Consider the following 19,648-nt stretch of genomic DNA (forward strand, 5'->3'; position numbering starts at 1 on the left):
GGCTACGCCGACGGCAGCGGGATGGTGGCGGTGACGGTGGTGCCCACGTCCGGCCGGGACCGGATGTGCAGCCTGCCACCCACGATCTCGGCGCGTTCGGCCATCGACAGCAACCCGTAGCCGCCCATCTCGTCGCTGCCCAGCGGATGCTCGAACGTATCGAATCCGACTCCGTCGTCGACGATTTCGAGCCGTGCCAGGTCGTCTTTCACGCTGTAGGTCAGCTTCGCGCGGGTGGCGTGGGCGTGCTTGACCACGTTCTGCAGGCATTCCTGGGCGATCCGGTACAGCGCCAGTTCGATGTGATCGGGTAGCCGGTCCTGTGCGAGGTCGACGTCGATGGCGGGTTGCGGTATCGAACGGGCCAGACTGGCAAGTCCGCCGGCCAACCCGAGATCGTCGAGCACCGGCGGACGCAATCCACCGATCGCGGCGCGGGCCTCCTGCAGCGTCAGGTCCACCAGTTCGCGGGCCTTGGCGAGGTGATCGGCTGCCACGTTCGAGGGTGCACCCGCCTCGTCGGCCACCGCCCGGGCGGCCGCGTCCAGCCAGTAGGACAGCGTCACGAGGCGCTGGGAGATACCGTCGTGGATATCGCCGGCCAGTCGCCGCCGTTCCAGTTCCTGGGCCTGGATGACCTGCTCGACGAAGTTCTCGTGGGCCCGTTCACGGGCCACGAGCTGGCGGTGCAGCCGGGCCTGATGCAGCGCACCGGCGATCAACCGTCCGATCACCAGCAGCAGTTCGACGTCACGCGCGGTGAACTCGCGCCGGTGCACGGTGTGCACGTTGAGCACCCCGACCAGTCCGCCCGGGTCGGTCTCCATCGGCACCGACACCATCGAGGTGAAATCCGAGCCGCGCAGCGACTCGAACGGCAGATAGCGCGGGTCGGACTCCTTGTCGTGGCTGATCACCACCGGCTGCCGGTTGCTGGCCACCCAGCCGGAGATCCCACTGCCCAGCGGCAACCGGATCTTGCCGACCTCGCTGTCGAAGGGCGGGGTCGCTCCGGTGAGGGTCAGCGAACGGTCGGTGTCGTCGAGGACATGCACGAAGCAGACGTCTGTCGCGGTCGCATCGGTGATCATCCGGGCGGCGGCCGCGGCCAGGGGCTCCACGCCCGGCCCGCTGGAGGTCGCCTGGATCAACTCGCGCAACAGTGCCAGCTCGCGGTCGGAGGTCAGCACGTTGCGACCGGGCGGCTTCTCGGCGTGGGTCATTGATATATCCCCTCGCGCAGCGCAGTGGCGACGGCACCCGTGCGGTCGCTCACGCCGAGCTTGCGGTAAATGGAGCTCAGGTGGGTTTTGACGGTTTCGTCGCCGATCACCAGCTTGTTGGCGATCCCGCGGTTCGACAGCCCGCTGACCACGTAGGACAGGATCTCGCTCTCGCGCTGCGTCAGACCCTGCCGGACGCCGGGCCAGAACTCGTCGCGCTGCAGGCGGGCCGCGGTGTCGGCGGCGCGGGCGGCCATGGTCGGGTCGATCGCGGTCTGCCCCCGGTGTGCGAACTCCAGCTGGCGCACCAGTTCGTCGCTGCTGATGCTCTTGAGCAGATAACCCGACGCCCCGACCCGCAGCGCCTGGAACAGGTACTGCTCGTCGTCGTAGACCGACAGCATCACGACCTTGCGGTCCGGGTCCCGCTCGCGCAGCGTGACGCACAGATCCAGGCCGCTGGAGCCCTGCATGCGGACGTCGCACAACACGATGTCGGGTTGCAGCTCCTGCACGACGAGGACAGCCTGCTCGGCGCCGATGGCCTGACCGACCACCTGGACCCGGTCGCCGAAGGTGGTCAGCATGGCCTTGAGGCCCTCGATGACCATCTCGTGGTCATCGACCAGCACAAGGCGCAGCGGGCTGGAGGGCGCCATGGCAACACCTTAAGGGTGGCGACCCGCACTTCTTCCCAACTTGGCCTGCCCAATCCCCCTTATGGGGGACGCGGCGGGTATGTGACGTGGGCCACTGTGGGGGCATGTCCACGCATGAGGCAAAAGCATGGCCCGCGTCCGGTCAGTTCTGGTGGCATGGCGACGAGCCCGACGACCCGGCCGCCTACCCGCTGCATGCGGTGGTCTTCGACCTCGACGCCTTGTCCGATCTGGACCTCGACGGCCATCGCGTGGTCTACAACGCCGCATTCGCCTCGCTGGGGCTGGACCTGCAGTGGAGCGTCGGGCGCTATCAGCGGCTGATGGCGCTGCCCGACGAACGTCAGCGGGTCGCCGCCGAACTGCGCAAACGGTGCGTCGGCACGGAATGCGATGTGCTGGTCAAGGTGCTCGTCGACGAAATCTGCGCGGCCAAGGACATGATGTTCGAGGAGATGATCCTGGACGCCGGGCTGACGCCGCGCCCGGGCCTGGTGGACCTGGTGATGGACGCCTTCGTGGCGCACATCCCGGTCAGCGTCGTCACCACCGGCCGGCGCAGCTGGGCCGAGCCGCTGGTGCGTCAGCTGGTCGGTGAGGGTCTCGTCGAATCCGTCGTGACCGCCGACGACGTGAGCGGACCGAATCTGTTCGCTCATGCGCTCGCCGAACTCGGGGTCGCGCCCCATGATGCGCTGGCGGTGGCCGGCTCACCCGCCGCGTTGCGCGGCGCGAACGCGGCCGGTGTGGCCACCGTGCTCATCGACGCCGACGCCGGGCGAGGACGGGCGGCCGCAGCGGTGCGTGCCGGGTACAACGGCACCGGGGAGGCGTTGCGGCTGGCCAACTGTCGCCGCCTGCACGCCCGGTGGTGGGATCAGCACAGCCCGTCGGCGGCCTAGCCGTTGCGGATGTACTCGATGACCGCGCTGAAGTCCTTGTCGGCGTGGTCGCGGGCAAAATTGGCGTAGATCTCGGCGGCGTGGCTGCCCAGCGGCGCCGCGGAGCCGGTCGAGGTGACGGCGTCCATCGCCAGGCCGAGGTCCTTGTTCATCAGCGCCGTCGCGAAGCCCGGCTTGAAATCGTGGTTGGCCGGTGAGGTGGGAACGGGCCCGGGCACCGGGCAATTCGTGTGAACCGACCAGCAGTTACCGGTGGCGCCGGTGATCACGTCGAACAAGGCCTGCTTGTCCAGTCCCAGCTTCTCGGCGAGCACGAATGCCTCCCCGACGGCGATCTGCTGGACCGCGAGCACCATGTTGTTGCATACCTTGGCCGCCTGGCCGGCGCCGGAGTCGCCGCAGTGAATGATCTTGCCCGCCATGGCCTCCAGTACGGGGCGACCGCGCTCGACTGCCTCGGCGTCCCCGCCGACCATGAACGCCAGCGTGCCGGCCACCGCGCCCTTGACGCCACCGGACACCGGCGCATCGAGCTGGGCGAAACCGTGGTCGGCGGCCAGCGTGTGCACTTCCCGCGCGTCATCGACGGAGATGGTGGAGCTGTCGATGAACAGGGCGCCCGCGGCGGCCTTGGGCAGGATGTCCACGTAGCAGTTCTTCACCAGCGCCCCGTTGGGCAACATGGTGATCACGATGTCGGCCCCGGCAACGGCCTCGGCGCCGCTGTCGAAAACGCTGGCGCCGTTGGCCTTTGCGGCATCCTTGGCCGCGGTGACGGGATCGAAGCCCTGCACGGCATGTCCGGCCGCCAGCAGGTTGGCCGCCATCGGGCCGCCCATGTTTCCCAGTCCCAGAAAAGCAACGGTGCTCATCTTCTGCCTTACCTCTCGTTAGCCGGCGGCCCGGGCGCGGGCGGATTCCGCCCGGCCGATGACCACGCGCATGATCTCGTTGGTCCCCTCAAGGATGCGGTGTACCCGCAGATCCCGGACGATTTTCTCCAAGCCGTATTCCTTGAGGTAGCCGTAGCCGCCGTGCAGCTGCAGGGCCTGGTCGGCGACCTCGTAACAGGTATCGGTGACGTAGCGCTTGGCCATCGCGCACAGGGCCACCTTGTCAGGGTGGTTGCTGTCGAGGGCGGATGCCGCCCGCCACAACATGTTCCGCGAGGTCTCCAGGCCGGTGGCCATATCGGCGAGCGTAAAGCGGATGGTCGGCTCATCGAGCAGTGCTCCGCCGAACGCCTGCCGGTCGGCCAGATAGGCCACCGTCTTGTCGTAGGCGGTCTGCGCGCCACCCAGCGAGCACGCCGCGATATTGATGCGGCCGCCGTTCAGCCCGTTCATCGCGATCCCGAACCCGGTGCCCTCGGTGCCGCCCAACAGCGCCTCAGCCGGCACCCGGGCGCCCTCGAAAACGACCTGAGCGGTGGGCTGGGCGTTCCATCCCATCTTCTGTTCATCGACGCCGAAACTGACACCGGGGGTGTTCTTCTCGACGACGAACGCCGAGATGCCGCGGGGTCCGTCGGCGCCGGTGCGGGCCATCACCACATACAGGTCCGAGACACCCGCCCCGGAGATGAACTGCTTCACCCCATCCAGGACGTAGTGGTCACCGTCCCGAACGGCCCTGGTGCGCAACGCCGCCGCGTCCGATCCCGCTCCTGGCTCGGTGAGGCAGTAGCTGGCGATGGACTCCATGGACGCGAGCTTGGGCACCAGCGTCTTGCGCTGCTCGTCGGTGCCGAAGCTGTCCACCATCCAGGCACACATGTTGTGGATGGACAGGAACGCGGCGATCGTGGGGTCGGCGGCGGCGAGCGCGGTGAAGATGCGCACCGCGTCCAGGCGGCGTAACCCGCTGCCGCCGGCGTCCTCGGCACAGTAGATCCCCGCCATGCCCAGTTCGGCGGCCGCCCGCAGCACATCGGTCGGGAAGTGATGGGACTCATCCCATTCCAGCGCGAACGGCGCGATGCGTTTCTCGGCGAAGGCGGCCGCCGTCTCGGTGATGACGCGCTCGTCGTCATCCAACTCGAACACCGGCACCTACTTCATGGTGGGGATGACGAATTCGGCGCCATCCTTGATGCCGGAGGGCCAGCGCTCGGTGACGGTCTTGACCTTGGTGTAGAACTGGATCGAGGCGGGTCCGTGCTGGTTGAGGTCGCCGAAACCGGACCGCTTCCAGCCGCCGAAGGTGTGGTAGGCCACCGGAACCGGGATCGGCACGTTGACCCCGACCATGCCGACCTGCACCCGGGAGACGAAGTCGCGGGCGGCGTCGCCGTCGCGGGTGAAGATCGCCACGCCGTTGCCGTATTCGTGTTTGGTGGGCAGTTCGAGTGCGGCTTCGTAGTCCTCGGCGCGCACGATGCACAGCACGGGTCCGAAGATCTCGTCGGTGTAGATGGACATGTCGGTGGTGACGTGGTCGAACAGGGTGGGCCCGATGAAGTAGCCCTTCGACAGGTCCTGGTCATCGAAGGTGAGTTCGTCGGTGGCGCGTTCGCGGCCGTCGATCACGATTTCGGCGCCGGCGTCCACACCCTGGCCGATGTAGTCGCGGACCCGCTCCAGCGCAGCGCCGGTGACCAGGGGCCCGTAATCGGCCTTGGGGTCCAGGCTGTGCCCGACGCGCAGTTGGTTGACGCGCTCGACGAGCTTGGCGCGCAAGCGGTTTGCGGTTTCCTCGCCGACGGGCACCGCGACACTGATGGCCATGCAGCGCTCACCGGCGCTGCCGTAGCCGGCGCCGATCAGGGCGTCGACGGCCTGATCGAGGTCGGCGTCGGGCAGCACGATCATGTGGTTCTTGGCGCCGCCGAAGCACTGTGAACGTTTGCCGTGCGCGGCGGCGGTGGAGTAGATGTACTGCGCGATATCGGAGGACCCGACGAAGCCGACGGCCTGGATGTCGGGGTGGGTGAGGATGGCGTCGACGGCTTCCTTGTCGCCCTGGACCACCTGGAAGACGCCCGGGGGCAGCCCGGCCTCGATGAACAGTTCGGCCAGGCGCAGCGGGACCGAGGGGTCGCGCTCGGAGGGTTTGAGGATGAACGCGTTGCCGCATGCCAGGGCGGGGCCGGCCTTCCACAGCGGGATCATGGCCGGGAAGTTGAACGGGGTGATACCGGCGACGACGCCGAGCGGCTGGCGGATCGAGTACACGTCGATACCGGTGCCCGCGCCCTCGGTGAATTCGCCCTTGAGCAGGTGGGGGATGCCGATCGCGAATTCGATGACCTCGATACCGCGCTGGATGTCGCCCAGGGAGTCCGCGACAGTCTTGCCGTGCTCGATGGACAGCAGCTGGGCCAGCTCATCGGCGTTCTGGTTGACCAGGTCGACGAAGCGCATGAAGACGCGGGCGCGGCGCTGCGGGTTGTAGGCGGCCCACACCTTCTGGGCCTCGACCGCGTTGGCGACGGCGGTCTGTACATCGGCGGTCGAGGCCAGCAGCACCTGGGCCTGGACCTCGCCGGTGCTGGGGTTGAGCACATCGGCGGTGCGGGTGGATGCGAGGGTGCTGCGCTCGCCGTTGATGAAGTGCGGAATCTGTGTGGTCATGACATCCGTCCAAAGGGGTGAGCAGAATTCAGGGCCCGGCGCACGGCCGAGATACTTGCATATCCTAGTAATTAGGCCCGGAGTTTGGCAAGGGTCAACACGGGGCCTCTTTTATTTACGATACGGTGCCGTTAAGATAATCGAATGGCTGACCCCGATATCGACATCGACGTGCTGGTGGTGGGAGCCGGGCCCACCGGTCTGACACTGGCGTGTGCGCTGCGCCTGCACGGATTGTCGGTGCGGATCGTCGATCGCGCAGCCGGTCCGGCCACGACATCGCGGGCGAACTTCCTGCACGCCCGCGGTTCGGAGGTGCTTGGCCGCATCGGCGGCCTCGGAACTCTTCCCGAAGAGTCGTTGCGCGCCATGCGGATCACCAGCTATCTGGGTGGACATCCGCTGATGACGCTGGAGTTCGGCGACCCGGGTCTGGGCACCGCCGCACCGCCGATGGTGGTGTCGCAAGCCAGGGTCGAGGGTGCGTTGCGAGACCGGTTGGCCGCACTCGGTCTCATACCGGAGTGGGGCAAGGCCCTGGTCGGTCTGCAGCAGGAACCCGGCTGCGCGCTGGCGGAACTCGATGGCGGCGAGACGGTCCGGGCCCGCTGGGTCGTCGGGTGCGACGGCACCTCCAGTAGCACAAGGCAATTGGCCGGGATCGGGTTTCCCGGGGTGAAGCTGACCGAACGCTTCCTGCTGGCGGACGTGCATCTGGATTGGGACATCGACAGGGGAGGTACGTCCGGGTGGATACACCCCGATGGTGTGATCGGTGTGATGCCGATGCCCGACCCCCACGGCGGCGACGATCTCTGGCGGGTCTTCGCCTATGACCCGGGCCAGGGCCAAAAGCCCACCGACGGTGAGATTCTCGAGCGGATTCGAACGGTGCTTCCCGAGCGCACCGGGCTCGATGTTCGGGTCGGTGATCCGCAATGGCTGTCGGTGTTCACCGTGCACCGCAGGCTGGCCGAAACCTACCGGCGCGGCCGGATCCTGATCGCCGGTGATGCAGCCCATGCCCATTCGCCGTTCGGTGGGCAGGGGATGCTCACCGGGATCGGGGATGCCGAGAATCTGGCATTCAAACTCGCGTTGGTGGTGCGCGGGTTGGCCGCCGAGGCGCTGCTCGACACATACGAGGCCGAACGGCGCCCCTTGGCCGAGGGGGTGTTGCGGGGTACCAGCGCGGTGACCAGGGTCAACATCGCGAGCAACCCGGTCGGGCGCTTCCTGCGGGATCGGGTGGCGCCGCGCGTCTTCAGCATCGGTGCCGTGCAGCGCTGGACGACCTTCACCGCGTCACAACTGTGGGTGAGTTATCGCAAGGGACCGCTCGGCGGGCGTGGACCCAGGCCGCGCCCGGGGGACCGGGTCGCCGACCTTGCCTGCACGCTGGCCGACGGCACCCCCGCACGGTTGCACCGCGAGCTCGGCGGCCGGTGGGCATTGTTGCGTCCATCCGGCAGCACGCTCGGAGTGGACGCCACCGCTGCGCTGCGCAGGCTCGGCGATTTCGTCGGCTGCCTCGGTCACGACGGTGCGGAGTTGATGCTCATCCGCCCGGACGGGCACCTGGCGTGGCGGGGTAGTCCCGGCGAGGAGGCCGACCTGAACCGCTGGCTCGCTTCGGCTCTGGAGACCGGTACCGTCCGATGAATCGGCCGGCGGGCCGGGGGCGACCGCGTGATGCCGCAACCGATCTGGCCATCCTGCGGGCCGCCCTGGCGCTGTTCATCGAAAAGGGTGTCGAGGGGACCAGCATGGAACAGATCGCCAAGCGGGCGGGCGTCGGCAAGCCGACGATCTATCGCCGCTGGTCGAGTAAGGAAGAGGTGATCGCTGCGGCCATGGAGACCCTGGTGGCCGAGGAGGTCGGGTGGGTGGCACCGGATGCCATCGAGACACAGTCGCCGTATGCGTTGGTGGAGGCGGCGATCGACGGTGCGGCTGCCATGGCAGCCACCGCTGAGTACCGCGCCCTGGTGGCCAGGGTGTTCGGCTCGGCGGTCAGTCACCCGGAGTTGATGGCCCGCTACTGGGAGCGCTATATCCTGCCGCGTCGCCAACTGGCCGCGCGGCTGTTGGAGCGGGCCCGTCAGGAAGGCACCGTGGCCGCCGACACCGACGTCGACGTCACCATCGACATGATGGTGGGTGCGATCACCTACCGTGTGCTGCAACCGAATCCACCCGATGCCACCGAGATGCGGCGGTACCTGCGGCAGGTCTACCGCCAAGTCGGGCTGCTGCCGAGTCGGGGGGATCGAGACTAGGCCTGCCGTTCCTGATGCCACCGGTCCAGTAGGGCCGGGATCTCCGCCATCAGAAAGGCGTAGAAGTCGCGCATCTGACTCAGCCGCTCACGGGCCGCACTGTCGCCCTCGGTGGCCGCGATGCCGGCGTCGGCCGCGGCCTGCATGGCCGAAAGGGTCTCGTTCTGGTTGGTGAACAGGACGGCCCAGGCATCATCGCGCAGCCTGAAGTGGTCGCGCCTGCTGGCCGGTGCCGGAACTCGTTCGGCAAGGCCGACAGAGGTGAGCATCTTGAGTGCGCCCGAGATCGAACCCGCACTCGCCTGCAGGTCATCGGCGAGCTCGCCCATGGTCATGCTGGCGCGCTCGGTGAACAACAGCGTTGCGAGCACCCGCGCCGTCATGCGCTGCAGGCCGTGGCTGGACAGCACCAGCGCGAGTTGTTCGGCGGCGTGCTGCCGTTCTGGCGAGATGGACACCCGAAAACCTTCCCCGTACAGAAAGCTTCAATAATTACTGAAAGTTCAGTATATTGATCCGCGGTGTTCCGGGAAGTCTGGTCGGAGATGGTATCCAGCTGCGTTCCGCCGGTGTCCGGCGGCACGCCCGACCGAAGGGTGACCGTGTCCCCCGTGCCGTCTCCGTCCGCTCCGGCTGCCACGCCGGAGGTCATCCGCGTCCAGGATCTGACGTTCAGCTATCCCAAGGCCGCCGAACCCGCCATCCGTGGAATGGATTTCGCCGTCGGGCAGGGCGAGATATTCGGGTTCCTCGGCCCCAGCGGCGCCGGGAAGTCGACCACCCAGAAGCTGTTGATCGGCCTGCTCCGCGGCCACGGCGGCAGTGCCACGGTGTTCGGCCGGGAGCCGCTCGACTGGGGCCCGGACTACTACCAGCGGGTGGGCGTCTCCTTCGAGCTGCCCAACCACTATCAGAAGCTCACCGGCCTGGAAAACCTCCAGTTCTTCGCATCCTTGTATGACGGACCCACTGCCGACCCGATGGAACTGCTCGACTCCGTGGATCTGGCCGACGCGGCCAAGGTCCGGGTGGGCAAGTACTCCAAGGGCATGCAGATGCGGCTGACCTTCGCCCGATCGCTGATCAACAATCCCGAACTGCTGTTCCTCGACGAGCCGACCTCCGGGCTGGACCCGGTCAACGCGCGCAAGGTCAAGGACATCATCCTGGGGCTGAAGGCACGCGGTGCGACGATATTTCTCACCACCCACCACATGTCGACGGCCGACGAACTGTGCGACCGCGTCGCGTTCGTGGTCGATGGACAGATCGTGGCACTCGACACCCCGGCCGAGCTGAAAATCGCGCGCAGTCAACGTCGGATACGGGTGCAGTATCGATCGGGCGGGGCGCTCGAATCCGCCGAATTCGGACTGGACGGCCTGGCGGACGACCCGGAATTCCAAGCCGTGCTGCGTGATCACCACATCGAAACCATCCACAGCCGGGAAGCCAGCCTCGACGACGTCTTCGTCGAGGTGACCGGAAGGCGGCTGACATGACCCGCCTGCTGACCGCGACTCGACTCGAACTGATGCTGCAGTACCGGCAGAAGTTCCTGCACGCGGGTGTGTTCTCCGGGCTCATCTGGCTCGCCGTGCTGCTCCCGATGCCCCACGATCTGCGTCCGGTCGCCGAGCCCTACGTGCTGGCCGGCGATATCGCGATCATCGGCTTCTTCTTCATCGGTGGTTCGGTGTTCTTCGACAAGCACGAGCGCACCCTGGGCGCACTCCTGTCGACGCCGCTGCGGTTCTGGGAGTATCTGAGCGCCAAACTCGCTGTACTGAGTGCGATTTCACTACTGGTCGCGGTGATCGTGGTGACCGCCGCAGACGGGCTCGCCTATCGGCCGGTGCCGTTGGTCTCCGGTGTGCTGCTCGGCACCCTGCTGATGCTGATCGTCGGGTTCATCACCTCGCTGCCCTTCGCCGCGGTCACCGACTGGTTCCTGGCCGCCACCATCCCGTTGGCGGTCATGCTGGTGCCGCCGGTCATCCACTATTCGGGCTTGTGGCCGAACCCGGTGCTCTACGTGTTCCCGATGCAGGGGCCGATGCTGCTGCTGGGTGCTGCGTTCGATCAGGTGGATCTGACCGGCTGGCAGCTGCTCTATGCGGTGGCCTATCCCGTGCTGTGCATGGTCGTGCTGTGGCGTGCCGCCCACACGTTGTTCGACCACTACGTGACGGAAAGGGCGGGCGTGCTGTGACGGTCCCCTCCGCTCGTGCGCTGGCGGCCTTCGGCCGCAACGACCTTCGCGGCACCTACCGCGATCCGCTGCTGGTCATGCTGGTGCTCGCCCCGGTCATCTGGACAACATGCGTTGCGGTGCTCACACCGATGTTCACCGATATGCTGGCCGCCCGCCGGCAGTTCGACCTGGTGCCGTACTACCCGTTGATTCTGACGGGGTTTCTGCTGCTCACCAGCATCATCATCGCCGGCGGAATGGCAGCGTTCCTGGTGCTCGAGGAGATGGACGCCGGTACGCTGACAGCGCTGCGGGTGGCACCGGTGTCGCTGTCGACGTTCTTCGGGTACCGCGCGGCCACGGTCATGCTGGTCACCACCGTCTACGTGGTGGCCACGATGTCGTTGAGCGGGATTCTGGAACCGGGCCTGATCCCGGTGCTCATACCGATCGGGATGCTCGCCGGATTGTCCGCCGTGGTGACCTTGCTGCTCATCGTCGCGGTGGCGGGCAACAAGATTCAGGGTATCGCGATGATGCGGGCGCTCGGTATGTTGATCGCCGGTCTGCCGTGCCTGCCCTGGTTCATCGACTCGGCCTGGAACCTGGCTTTCGGTGTGCTGCCGCCCTACTGGGCGGCCAAGGCGTTCTGGGTCGCCAGCGAGCAGGGCACCTGGTGGCCGTATCTTGTCTTCGGCGCGTTGTACAACCTGGCAGTCGCCTGGCCGCTGTTCCGCCGTTTCGTTGCCAAGAACACCTGAGAACTGTTGGCAGTCAGCGCATTCTGGTGCGTAGATCCTCGACGAAGGCCTGGGTGTCCGCCCACGACGGCAATAACCCGGCGGCCTGCACCTCGTCCAGCGTGGGCGCGGCGGCATCGCGCTCGGAGAGGTTCAGTGGGTGGTCTTCGGGCCAGTCGATGCCCAGGGAGGTGGCCAGGATGGTGTGCTCACGCTGCGGTGCGTAGCCCGCCGAGCACAGGTACATCACCGTCGAATCGTGTTCCAGGGCAAGGAAAGCGTGGCCCAGCCACCTCGTCGGTCGACACGTGATGCAACCGCACGCCATGCCGGCGCACCGCTTCGAGCACGGTGAAGGTACCGATGACATTGGAGTGCAGAAACGGCGTCGGGTCGGCCAGGCCGTTGTCGACGTGGGTCTCCGCCGCGAAGTGCACCACCGCGTCCGTCTCGGCAACCAGCCCGGTGACCAACTCGCCGTCGGTGATGTCACCTTCGACGAGCCGGATCCGGTCGGCCGCCGGTGCCAGCGATTCCCGGCTGCCGGCGTAGGTGAGCGCGTCGAGCACCGTCACCTCGGCGTCCGGGTTCTCGCGCAGCGTCAGGTGCACGAAGTTCGCGCCGATGAACCCGGCGCCACCGGTGACCAGCAGGCGCATGGGTGAAACCCTATCGGGCTACTTCTTGAGTCCCAGCGGACCCGCCAGTTCGGTCAGCGTCGGGATCAGCTTGTCCCAACCGCCCAGTACCTGAATGGCCACATGATCTGCGCCGGCCTCCAGATGCTGGTGCAGTCGCGCCGCGACGGCATCAGCATCGCCGTGCGCCACCACCGCGTCGATCAACCGGTCGCTGCCCGGCTTGGCGATGTCGTCCTCGGTGAAGCCGAGCCGGCGCCAGTTGTTCAGGTAGTTGCTCAGGTTCAGATAGAAGTCGACCGCCCCGCGACCGACCTCGCGGGCCTCAGGCGTGCATCGCCGCTCGTCGGTCCAACAGTGGCGTCCAGACGTGCTCACCGGTTGCCTTGGCCGCGACCCGAGCGGACTGCAGGGTCTTGTGCGCCGTCGCCGGATTCCGCTGCAGGCGTTCGGCATCGGAGATCAGCGCGAGGTACAGGGGGCGGAAGATGCGGGTGCCGTCCTGGCAATGGACTGCCAGCGCCGCTCGCATATCGGCCACGGTGTCCGCCTCGTCGCCGTCGAGTGCGCGTGCCCACCGCCCGATGATGTGCGCGGACGCACCGAGTTGCTGCAGACCTGATGCGTCGAGTTCGGCGGCCAGTTCGGCGGCGCGCGCGCCGACGTCGTCGACCACACCGGTCATGGGCGCCAATTGGAGCTCGCTGGTGGCCACGATTGCGGTGCCGAAGGTGTCGTTGCGCTCACGTCCGAGTGCCCGGCCGGCGTCGATCGACGCCATCGCGGCGCTCTCGTCACCATCCAGGCCGTGTGCCCACGCGGCCAGGGCATGGCCTCGGACGTCGAACGCGAGTAGCGCGCCGACCCTGCGCCAATCCGGGGGCGGCAGCTGCTCGCACAGCATCGAGGTCTCGGCCAGGCAGGCGTCGAGGTCACCGGCCATGAAAGCCGCCAGCGCACGCAGGTAATGCCCTGCAGATCCGGCGACGGCATCGCCGGTGGAGCGGTACGCGGCGACGAGCCCGTCGGCGAGGGCCGCGGACTCCCGGTATCGGCCGGCGCCTGCTCGTGCCAGCGCCTGTAGCGCCACACTCGCAGTGAAGTCCCCCGTGCGGTGGCCGATGTCGAACGCTCTCCGCAAGGCTTCGTTGACCGCGTCCGATGTCTGACCGTCGAGTACGGCGTGCGCGGCGGCGCGGTGCAGCCACAGCGTGGACTCCCGCGCCGCGCGATCGTCGCCGACCGGCAGGCGGGTGCAGACCTCCAGGCCTCGGGTGGCCAGCAGCAGACTGTCCCGGTAGGCGCCGGGCCCGGAGTTCCCGAGCATGGCGGCCTCGATGACGTCGAGCGCGACGGTAGCCTCCAGTTGGTCACCGGCCCGCCAGGCATGATCGGCCGCCTCGGTCAGCTCATCCGGTGTCTGTGCGCCCGCCGCGTAGGACACCGCGATGCGTGCATGGCGGCGCGCCTTATCGGTGCCCGCGGTCTGGGCGGACACGGCGTCGCGCACGATGCCGTGCGCGAACCGGTACCAGCCCGGGCGGTGGTCCTGTGCGACCAGCATCCCCGCGTCGACCGCGGATTCCAGGGCTGCCGCCACGCCCCCGATTTCGCTGACCGCGCCCAGTCGTTCTGTGCTGAAAGCGATTCCGATCATCGCCGCCGAGGCGAGTGCGGACCGGGTGTCGGCAGGCAGAGCGGCTGTGCGCCGGCGGACCAGTCCGAGGACGGCCGCGGGGACGCGGTCGTGCGGAATGTCGTCGGTGGTTGCGTCCAATGCGTCCTCATCATGCAGAAACCGGACCAGTTCCTGGATATAGAACGGATTCCCGCCGGTGCGCTCCAGCAAGGCGGTGATGAATCGAACTGTCGGGATCGTCCCGGTGAGCCGGCGCACGAGGTCGCCTGCGGCATCGGCGTCGAGGCCGCGGATGTGCCACGTGGTCACGTCGGTGCGCGCGAAGAGTCGCTGGAACTCCTCGACCTCCCAAGGTCCGTCCGGACCGGGGTGCTGCCAGGTGATCACCACGTGCAGCGGGTGGCGCGGCAGGGCTGTGGCGATGACATCCAGCACGGCGCACGTCATGGAATCGGCGCGGTGAAGGTCGTCGAGCACGATGACAGTCGGAGCGATCACGGTGGCCAACACCGCTTCGGCGGTGTCGATCACCGCCTGATCGTCACCGAGGGTCGTGGTGTCCGCGGTGAGACCATCGAGGGAGCGCAGCACCCGGGTCCAGGTCCACAACACCGGGGTGGCGATCTCGGTGTTGTGCCCCGCCCACGCCGTGGTCATGCCGAGGCGGGCGGCCAGATCCACCGCGGCCGAAGCCAAGGTGGTCTTGCCGATGCCGCTTTCCCCGATCAGCACGGTCATGCCACCGTGACCGCGGACAGCGGTGTCCGCCACGGCCCGTTGCAGTCCATCCAGCTCGCGCCGCCGGCCCACCGGTGCCTGTGCTTGGGTCGCCGGGTTGGCCTCGGCCTGCGTCCTGGCCTGGGCGCCGGGCACATCGTCGCGGATCTGTTGCGCGATCCGGCGTAGCGCTGCACTGGGCGCCACTCGCAGTTCCTGCTCCAGCAGGTCGCGGATCCGGTCGTAATGCCGCAGTGCCTCGGCACGCCTCCCGCAGCGGTGCAGAGCCACCATGAGGTGACCCCACAGCGATTCGCGCAGCGGGTTCGACGCCACAGCTGCGGTCAGCCCATCCACCAATTCTGCTGCGCCGCCGCGCAACAACGCGGATGCGTAGCGGATGTCATCGGCGTCTGCCCGCACCCCCTGGAGTCGGTGAACCTCGACCCCGGCGTAGGAGAAGCCGGCGACATCGGCCAGCGGTTGCCCACCCCACAGCGTGACCGCCTGAGCCATGGTGGCCTCGGCGGCATCGGGCCGTCCGTCCTTCGCCAGGCGGCGACCCGCCTCCACCAACTGCTCGAACTCGGCACTGTCCAACCGGTCCTCACCCAGCACCAGGCGGTACCCGCGGCCCGCCGTGGTCAGCCGCGGGTTGTCGTCGACGGCCAGGACACGGCGCAGGTTGGCGACGTAGGACCGCAAGGATGAGAGGGGTTTGGGCGGAGGTGCGTCATCCCAGACCCGGTAGACGATGGTGTCCACGTCCACCACCCGATCGGCGTCGACGAGCAATCCTGTCAGCACCGCCCGCTGGCGCAGCCCACCGAGATCCAGCGGTTCGCCGTGCCAAAGTGCGGCAACGGGACCGAATAGGCGGTACTCGAGCAATCCGTCCCCCTCGACCAAGTCGTGCCGATCATTTCAGACAGCCGGCCACCGCGCTTCCAATCACTTTCCAACCGTTCCCGGTTACCGTCGCGCCGCGATTCGACGACGACGGGAGACGATATGGCAAAGCCGATCAACGGGCGGGTTCTGGTGGCCGCCGCTGTGCTGACGGGAGCGGTACTGACCGGGTGCGGTTCTGGCGACACGGCGTCGTCATCATCCTCTGCGTCGGCGCAGACGTCGGAGCCGACGTCCTCTGCCGCGCCGGATACTGCGACCAGCGCCACGGCAACGGCGTCCAGCGTGAATTACACGGTTGCCGACTACCTGCGTGACAACGGCATCACCCAGACGCCGGTCGTCCGTGGCGATGCCGGTGCACCCGACATCAACCTGCCGATGCCGGCGGGCTGGCGCGATGTCGGCGCGGACACCCCCGAGGACGCCTGGGGCGCGATTGTTCTGGACGATCCCGCCGTTGCCGATCCACCGGCGATCATCGCTCGGGTCGCCAGACTGACCGGCAACGTCGATGCGGCGAAGATCCTCGAACTGGCTCCCAATGCGGTGCGCAAGCAGCCCGGATTCGAAGGGCCGGACGCAGGCACCCCGTCCGAACTCGCCGGGTTCGAGGCGGCTCAGATCGCCGGCACCGTCCAGGCGGACGGCGCCGCGATGTTCGTCGCACGCAAGACGGCGGTGATTCCGGCTGCGGACGCGGTCTACCTGCTGGCACTCGACGCCCAGGGCACGCCGGAACATGCGCCTGCGTTGACGGAGGCGATGTCGGTGATCGACGCCGACACCACCATCGAACCCTGAGCGGGCCGGTTTCCGGTCAGATGCGCGCGCGCAGCTGCTCGACGAAAGCCTGGGTGTCCGCCCACGACGGCAGTAACCCGGCGGCCTGCACCTCGTCCAGCGTGGGCGCGGCGGCATCGCGCTCGGAGAGGTTCAGTGGGTGGTCTTCGGGCCAGTCGATGCCCAGGGAGGTGGCCAGGATGGTGTGCTCACGCTGCGGTGCGTAGCCCGCCGAGCACAGGTACATCACCGTCGAATCGTGTTCCAGTGCAAGGAAAGCGTGGCCCAGCCCCTCGGAGAGGTAGACCGACTTGCGTTCGCGGTCATCGAGCAGGACGGCATCCCACTGCCCGAAGGTGGGGGAGCCGACCCGCAGGTCGACCACCACGTCGTACACCGCACCGCGCACGCATGTCACGTATTTGGCCTGACTCGGCGGCAGCTCGGAGAAATGCACACCGCGCAGCACGCCGGCCGCCGATACCGAGCAGTTGGCCTGGGCCATGTCGAAGTGATGCCCGGTCATCGCGGTGAACGCGGGATCGGTGAACCACTCGAAGAATAGGCCGCGCCCGTCGGCATGCAGCGCCGGCGTGATCTCCCAGGCGCCCGGAACCCTCAGTTCCCGGGCGGTCACTGGCCGCGCTCCGCGTACCGGGCTTCGACGGCGGCTTTCACAGGGCCCCACCAGGACTCGTTGTTGCGGTACCAGTCGACGGTGGCGGCCAGTCCGGCCTCGAAATCGGTGTGCTCCGGGCGCCAGTCGAGCTCGTCGCGCAGCGCTGAGGCGTCGATTGCGTAGCGTAGGTCATGGCCGGCGCGGTCGGTGACCCGGTCGAAGTCGTCGGGATCACGGTCGAGTAGCCGCAGCAGCGTGCGCAGTACCGACAGATTGTCGCGTTCCCCGTCGGCGCCGATCAGGTACGTGCGTCCGATCTCGCCGTCGCGCAGGATCCGCCACACCGCCGCGTTGTGGTCGTCGACGTGGATCCAGTCGCGCACATTGGCCCCGCCGCCGTACAGCTTGGCCCTGCGCCCGGTCAGCAGGTTCGTGATCTGGCGCGGGATGAACTTCTCCACGTGCTGGTAGGGGCCGTAGTTGTTGGAGCAGTTCGAGATCGTGGCGCGCACACCGTACGAGCGCACCCAGGCGCGCACCAGCAGATCTGCCGAAGCCTTGGTCGACGAATACGGGCTCGACGGGTTGTAGGGCGTGGACTCGGTGAACCGCGCCGGATCGTCGAGTGCGAGATCGCCGTAGACCTCGTCGGTCGACACGTGATGCAACCGCACGCCATGCCGGCGCACCGCTTCGAGCACCGTGAAGGTACCGATGACATTGGAGTGCAGAAACGGCGTCGGGTCGGCCAGGCCGTTGTCGACGTGGGTCTCCGCCGCGAAGTGCACCACCGCGTCGGTCTCGGCAACCAGCCCGGTGACCAACTCGCCGTCGGTGATGTCACCTTCGACGAGCCGGATCCGGTCGGCCGCCGGTGCCAGCGATTCCCGGCTGCCGGCGTAGGTGAGCGCGTCGAGCACCGTCACCTCGGCGTCCGGGTTCTCGCGCAGCGTCAGGTGCACGAAGTTCGCGCCGATGAACCCGGCGCCACCGGTGACCAGCAGGCGCATGGGTGAAACCCTATCGGGCTACTTCTTGAGTCCCAGCGGACCCGCCAGTTCGGTCAGCGTCGGGATCAGCTTGTCCCAACCGCCCAGTACCTGAATGGCCACATGATCTGCGCCGGCCTCCAGATGCTGGTGCAGTCGCGCCGCGACGGCATCAGCGTCGCCGTGCGCCACCACCGCGTCGATCAACCGGTCGCTGCCCGGCTTGGCGATGTCGTCCTCGGTGAAGCCGAGCCGGCGCCAGTTGTTCAGGTAGTTGCTCAGGTTCAGGTAGAAGTCGACGGCGCCGCGTCCGACCTCCCGGGCCTCGTCCGCATTGGTGTTGAGCACCACCTTGTGCTCGGGGGCCAGGAAGACGGTGTTGCCGATCAGATTGTGGGCCTGGCCGGTGTGCTGGGGGGTGGTCAGGTACGGATGGGCGCCCGCGCTGCGGGCGGCCGCCAGCTTGAGCACCTTGGGCCCGAGCGCGGCGATCACCCGTCGGCTGGTCGGCACCTTCTGGGCGTCCAGCGCATCGAGATACTCGACGAGCACGTCATAGGGTTTGCGGTACTCCTCGGTGTGCTCGGGGTGACCGATGCCGATCCCGAGCAGGAATCGGCCGGGGAAGGCCTTTTCCACCCGGTGGTAGGCCTGCGCGACCTCCTCGGCATCGGCCGTCCACACGTTGACGATGCCGGTGGCCACCTGCAGATTTTCGGTGGCCTCCAGCAGCGGCTCGACATAGTTCAGGTCGCCCTTGGGCGAACCGCCGATCCACAGCGCGCCGTAGCCGAGCTTTTCGATCTCGGCAGCCTGCTCGGGCTTGGGGACACCGAACGTCCAGACGCCGTAGCGGCCGAGGTCGGGCTTGAGCGTGACAGCGTCGGTCATGTGTTGTCCTTCGTTCCGGGTCTCGTTACTGCAGGCCGAGCGGGCCGGCCAGTTCTGCGAGCGCAGGCACCAGCTTGTCAGTACCCGTCAACACCTGAACCGGAACGTGGTCGGCGCCGGCGCCGAGATGTTCGTGCAGGCGTGCGGCGATCGCGTCGGCCGTGCCGTGGGCAACGACCGCGTCGACCAGTGCGTCGCTGCCGGGCTTGGCGACATCGGCATCGGTGAAGCCGAGCCGCTTCCAGTTGTTCAGGTAGTTGGCGAGGTTCAGATAGATCTCCAGCGCGTTGCGGCCCACCGCGCGTGCCTTGGCGGCGTCGGTCGTGAGAACCACCTTGTGTTCCGGGGCGAGGAAGGCGTCGGGTCCGATGAGCTCGCGGGCTGTACGGGTGTGCTCGGGGGTGGTGAGGTACGGGTGGGCGCCGGCGCTGCGCCGCGCCGCGAGTTTGAGTACCTGCGGGCCGAGCGCGGCCACCACGATGCGGTCCTTCGGCACCCCGTGCTGAGCCAGCTCGCCGAGGTAATCGGCGAGCGCGTCGTAGGGCTTCTTGTACTCGGTGTGCGCCTCGGGGTGGCCGACGCCGATGCCGAGCAGGAACCGGCCCGGGTACTCCTTCTCGATGCGGTGGAAGGATTCGGCGACCGGGGCGGCCGCCGCGGTCCAGATGTTGACGATGCCGGTGGCCAGCTGGAGGGAATCGGTGGCGCCGAGGATCGGCTCGATCCATTCCAGCTCGGCAGGCGGTGAGCCGCCGGCCCAGATCGCGCCGTAGCCCAGGCCTTCGATATCGCGGAGTTGCGCACGCGAAAGCTGCTGCCACTGGCTGTAGTGACCGAATACGCCGAACCTGCCCAAGTTTGGTTTGCTCATGGTCGGGTCAACCGCGGTCGAAC

The 19,648-nt window shown here is 67.7% G+C and carries 18 protein-coding genes and 3 pseudogenes; 7 read left to right on the forward strand and 14 right to left on the reverse strand.

Going from position 1 to position 19,648, the window contains the following annotated elements; genetic code table 11:
- Positions 1-2 precede the first annotated feature (2 nt).
- Together C6A86_RS05090 and C6A86_RS05095 are read right to left on the reverse strand one after the other, a co-directional pair.
- Positions 3-1,223 carry a GAF domain-containing sensor histidine kinase gene (locus tag C6A86_RS05090; protein WP_105362511.1) on the reverse strand — a complete coding sequence of 407 codons (1,221 nt, stop codon included), beginning with the start codon at positions 1,221-1,223 and terminating at the stop codon, positions 3-5.
- Entirely contained in the window at positions 1,220-1,882 is a 663-nt protein-coding gene (locus C6A86_RS05095) for a response regulator transcription factor (protein ID WP_105362510.1), read from the reverse strand. Before C6A86_RS05095 ends, C6A86_RS05090 begins: the two co-directional genes overlap by 4 nt.
- 104 nt (positions 1,883-1,986) lie before the next feature.
- Between C6A86_RS05095 and C6A86_RS05100 the strand changes: the two genes are divergently transcribed.
- On the forward strand, positions 1,987-2,784 hold the full coding sequence (locus C6A86_RS05100; protein ID WP_105362509.1) for an HAD family phosphatase: 798 nt from the start codon (positions 1,987-1,989) through the stop codon (positions 2,782-2,784).
- Here the strand turns inward: C6A86_RS05100 and mmsB are convergent.
- Genes mmsB through C6A86_RS05115 form a run of 3 tightly spaced genes read right to left on the reverse strand, consistent with a single transcriptional unit; the run spans position 2,781 to position 6,356 of the window.
- Positions 2,781-3,656 (reverse strand): 3-hydroxyisobutyrate dehydrogenase, encoded by an 876-nt coding sequence (gene mmsB, locus C6A86_RS05105; protein WP_105362508.1) that lies wholly within the window; start codon positions 3,654-3,656, stop codon positions 2,781-2,783. The two genes, C6A86_RS05100 and mmsB, sit on opposite strands and share 4 nt — an antisense overlap.
- Before the next feature lie 18 nt (positions 3,657-3,674).
- Entirely contained in the window at positions 3,675-4,829 is a 1,155-nt protein-coding gene (locus C6A86_RS05110) for an acyl-CoA dehydrogenase family protein (protein WP_199196123.1), read from the reverse strand.
- A gap of 6 nt (positions 4,830-4,835) precedes the next feature.
- Positions 4,836-6,356 (reverse strand): CoA-acylating methylmalonate-semialdehyde dehydrogenase, encoded by a 1,521-nt coding sequence (locus tag C6A86_RS05115; RefSeq protein ID WP_105362506.1) that lies wholly within the window; start codon positions 6,354-6,356, stop codon positions 4,836-4,838.
- A gap of 144 nt (positions 6,357-6,500) precedes the next feature.
- Here C6A86_RS05115 and C6A86_RS05120 point away from each other — a divergent pair, with 144 nt between their 5' ends.
- Together C6A86_RS05120 and C6A86_RS05125 are read left to right on the forward strand one after the other, a co-directional pair.
- Positions 6,501-8,018, forward strand: coding sequence for an FAD-dependent oxidoreductase (locus tag C6A86_RS05120; RefSeq protein ID WP_311101041.1), 1,518 nt, complete (start codon positions 6,501-6,503; stop codon positions 8,016-8,018).
- Complete coding sequence (locus C6A86_RS05125; RefSeq protein WP_105361514.1) at positions 8,015-8,635, forward strand: TetR/AcrR family transcriptional regulator; 621 nt, start codon at positions 8,015-8,017, stop codon at positions 8,633-8,635. The genes C6A86_RS05120 and C6A86_RS05125 overlap by 4 nt, the downstream gene beginning before the upstream one ends.
- On the opposite strand, the gene C6A86_RS05130 is transcribed toward C6A86_RS05125, so the two are convergent.
- Positions 8,632-9,018, reverse strand: a complete 387-nt coding sequence (locus C6A86_RS05130; protein ID WP_105361516.1) for a MarR family transcriptional regulator — start codon at positions 9,016-9,018, stop codon at positions 8,632-8,634. The two genes, C6A86_RS05125 and C6A86_RS05130, sit on opposite strands and share 4 nt — an antisense overlap.
- A 228-nt stretch (positions 9,019-9,246) precedes the next feature.
- Here C6A86_RS05130 and C6A86_RS05135 point away from each other — a divergent pair, with 228 nt between their 5' ends.
- From C6A86_RS05135 to C6A86_RS05145, 3 genes are read left to right on the forward strand one after another with little or no spacing between them, the layout of a single operon-like run.
- Positions 9,247-10,137 carry an ABC transporter ATP-binding protein gene (locus C6A86_RS05135; RefSeq protein ID WP_233212832.1) on the forward strand — a complete coding sequence of 297 codons (891 nt, stop codon included), beginning with the start codon at positions 9,247-9,249 and terminating at the stop codon, positions 10,135-10,137.
- Positions 10,134-10,847 carry a fluoroquinolone transporter permease gene (locus C6A86_RS05140; RefSeq protein ID WP_105361513.1) on the forward strand — a complete coding sequence of 238 codons (714 nt, stop codon included), beginning with the start codon at positions 10,134-10,136 and terminating at the stop codon, positions 10,845-10,847. The genes C6A86_RS05135 and C6A86_RS05140 overlap by 4 nt, the downstream gene beginning before the upstream one ends.
- On the forward strand, positions 10,844-11,590 hold the full coding sequence (locus C6A86_RS05145) for a fluoroquinolone transporter permease (RefSeq protein ID WP_105361512.1): 747 nt from the start codon (positions 10,844-10,846) through the stop codon (positions 11,588-11,590). The genes C6A86_RS05140 and C6A86_RS05145 overlap by 4 nt, the downstream gene beginning before the upstream one ends.
- A 13-nt stretch (positions 11,591-11,603) precedes the next feature.
- Here the strand turns inward: C6A86_RS05145 and C6A86_RS05150 are convergent.
- The 4 genes and pseudogenes from C6A86_RS05150 to C6A86_RS05165 all read right to left on the reverse strand — a co-directional run.
- Positions 11,604-11,858, reverse strand: a pseudogene (locus C6A86_RS05150) (dTDP-4-dehydrorhamnose 3,5-epimerase family protein); the annotation flags it as partial.
- Positions 11,854-12,228: pseudogene (locus C6A86_RS05155) on the reverse strand (GDP-mannose 4,6-dehydratase); the annotation flags it as partial. The pseudogenes C6A86_RS05150 and C6A86_RS05155, both read right to left, overlap by 5 nt.
- An 18-nt stretch (positions 12,229-12,246) precedes the next feature.
- A pseudogene (locus tag C6A86_RS05160) lies at positions 12,247-12,531 on the reverse strand (LLM class F420-dependent oxidoreductase); the annotation flags it as partial.
- 1 nt (position 12,532) lies between these two features.
- Positions 12,533-15,454, reverse strand: coding sequence for a BTAD domain-containing putative transcriptional regulator (locus C6A86_RS05165; RefSeq protein ID WP_158263222.1), 2,922 nt, complete (start codon positions 15,452-15,454; stop codon positions 12,533-12,535).
- Positions 15,455-15,574: 120 nt separating this feature from the next.
- Here C6A86_RS05165 and C6A86_RS05170 point away from each other — a divergent pair, with 120 nt between their 5' ends.
- Positions 15,575-16,276: an LpqN/LpqT family lipoprotein gene (locus C6A86_RS05170; RefSeq protein ID WP_105361423.1), complete on the forward strand. Its 702-nt coding sequence runs from the start codon at positions 15,575-15,577 to the stop codon at positions 16,274-16,276.
- A gap of 16 nt (positions 16,277-16,292) precedes the next feature.
- On the opposite strand, the gene C6A86_RS05175 is transcribed toward C6A86_RS05170, so the two are convergent.
- From C6A86_RS05175 to C6A86_RS05190, 4 genes are read right to left on the reverse strand one after another with little or no spacing between them, the layout of a single operon-like run.
- Positions 16,293-16,892, reverse strand: a complete 600-nt coding sequence (locus C6A86_RS05175; RefSeq protein ID WP_105361424.1) for a dTDP-4-dehydrorhamnose 3,5-epimerase family protein — start codon at positions 16,890-16,892, stop codon at positions 16,293-16,295.
- On the reverse strand, positions 16,889-17,884 hold the full coding sequence (gene rfbB, locus C6A86_RS05180; RefSeq protein WP_311101042.1) for a dTDP-glucose 4,6-dehydratase: 996 nt from the start codon (positions 17,882-17,884) through the stop codon (positions 16,889-16,891). Before rfbB ends, C6A86_RS05175 begins: the two co-directional genes overlap by 4 nt.
- 18 nt (positions 17,885-17,902) lie before the next feature.
- The gene (locus C6A86_RS05185) at positions 17,903-18,754 is read right to left on the reverse strand and encodes an LLM class F420-dependent oxidoreductase (RefSeq protein ID WP_311101043.1); all 852 of its coding nucleotides are present in this window, start codon (positions 18,752-18,754) and stop codon (positions 17,903-17,905) included.
- A 25-nt stretch (positions 18,755-18,779) separates the two neighbouring features.
- Entirely contained in the window at positions 18,780-19,625 is an 846-nt protein-coding gene (locus C6A86_RS05190) for an LLM class F420-dependent oxidoreductase (RefSeq protein ID WP_105362814.1), read from the reverse strand.
- Positions 19,626-19,648: the final 23 nt, after the last annotated feature.

The sequence above is a fragment of the Mycobacterium sp. ITM-2016-00316 genome, from assembly GCF_002968335.2.
GTDB lineage: Bacteria > Actinomycetota > Actinomycetes > Mycobacteriales > Mycobacteriaceae > Mycobacterium.

Excerpts from the sequence above, each read along its gene's own strand:
- C6A86_RS05090 (WP_105362511.1), bottom strand. The coding sequence starts at position 1,223 with ATGACCCACGCCGAGAAGCCGCCCGGTCGCAACGTGCTGACCTCCGAC.
- C6A86_RS05095 (WP_105362510.1), bottom strand. The coding sequence starts at position 1,882 with ATGGCGCCCTCCAGCCCGCTGCGCCTTGTGCTGGTCGATGACCACGAG.
- C6A86_RS05100 (WP_105362509.1), top strand. The coding sequence starts at position 1,987 with ATGTCCACGCATGAGGCAAAAGCATGGCCCGCGTCCGGTCAGTTCTGG.
- mmsB (WP_105362508.1), bottom strand. The coding sequence starts at position 3,656 with ATGAGCACCGTTGCTTTTCTGGGACTGGGAAACATGGGCGGCCCGATG.
- C6A86_RS05115 (WP_105362506.1), bottom strand. The coding sequence starts at position 6,356 with ATGACCACACAGATTCCGCACTTCATCAACGGCGAGCGCAGCACCCTC.
- C6A86_RS05120 (WP_311101041.1), top strand. The coding sequence starts at position 6,501 with ATGGCTGACCCCGATATCGACATCGACGTGCTGGTGGTGGGAGCCGGG.
- C6A86_RS05125 (WP_105361514.1), top strand. The coding sequence starts at position 8,015 with ATGAATCGGCCGGCGGGCCGGGGGCGACCGCGTGATGCCGCAACCGAT.
- C6A86_RS05130 (WP_105361516.1), bottom strand. The coding sequence starts at position 9,018 with ATGACGGCGCGGGTGCTCGCAACGCTGTTGTTCACCGAGCGCGCCAGC.
- C6A86_RS05140 (WP_105361513.1), top strand. The coding sequence starts at position 10,134 with ATGACCCGCCTGCTGACCGCGACTCGACTCGAACTGATGCTGCAGTAC.
- C6A86_RS05170 (WP_105361423.1), top strand. The coding sequence starts at position 15,575 with ATGGCAAAGCCGATCAACGGGCGGGTTCTGGTGGCCGCCGCTGTGCTG.
- rfbB (WP_311101042.1), bottom strand. The coding sequence starts at position 17,884 with ATGCGCCTGCTGGTCACCGGTGGCGCCGGGTTCATCGGCGCGAACTTC.
- C6A86_RS05185 (WP_311101043.1), bottom strand. The coding sequence starts at position 18,754 with ATGACCGACGCTGTCACGCTCAAGCCCGACCTCGGCCGCTACGGCGTC.
- C6A86_RS05190 (WP_105362814.1), bottom strand. The coding sequence starts at position 19,625 with ATGAGCAAACCAAACTTGGGCAGGTTCGGCGTATTCGGTCACTACAGC.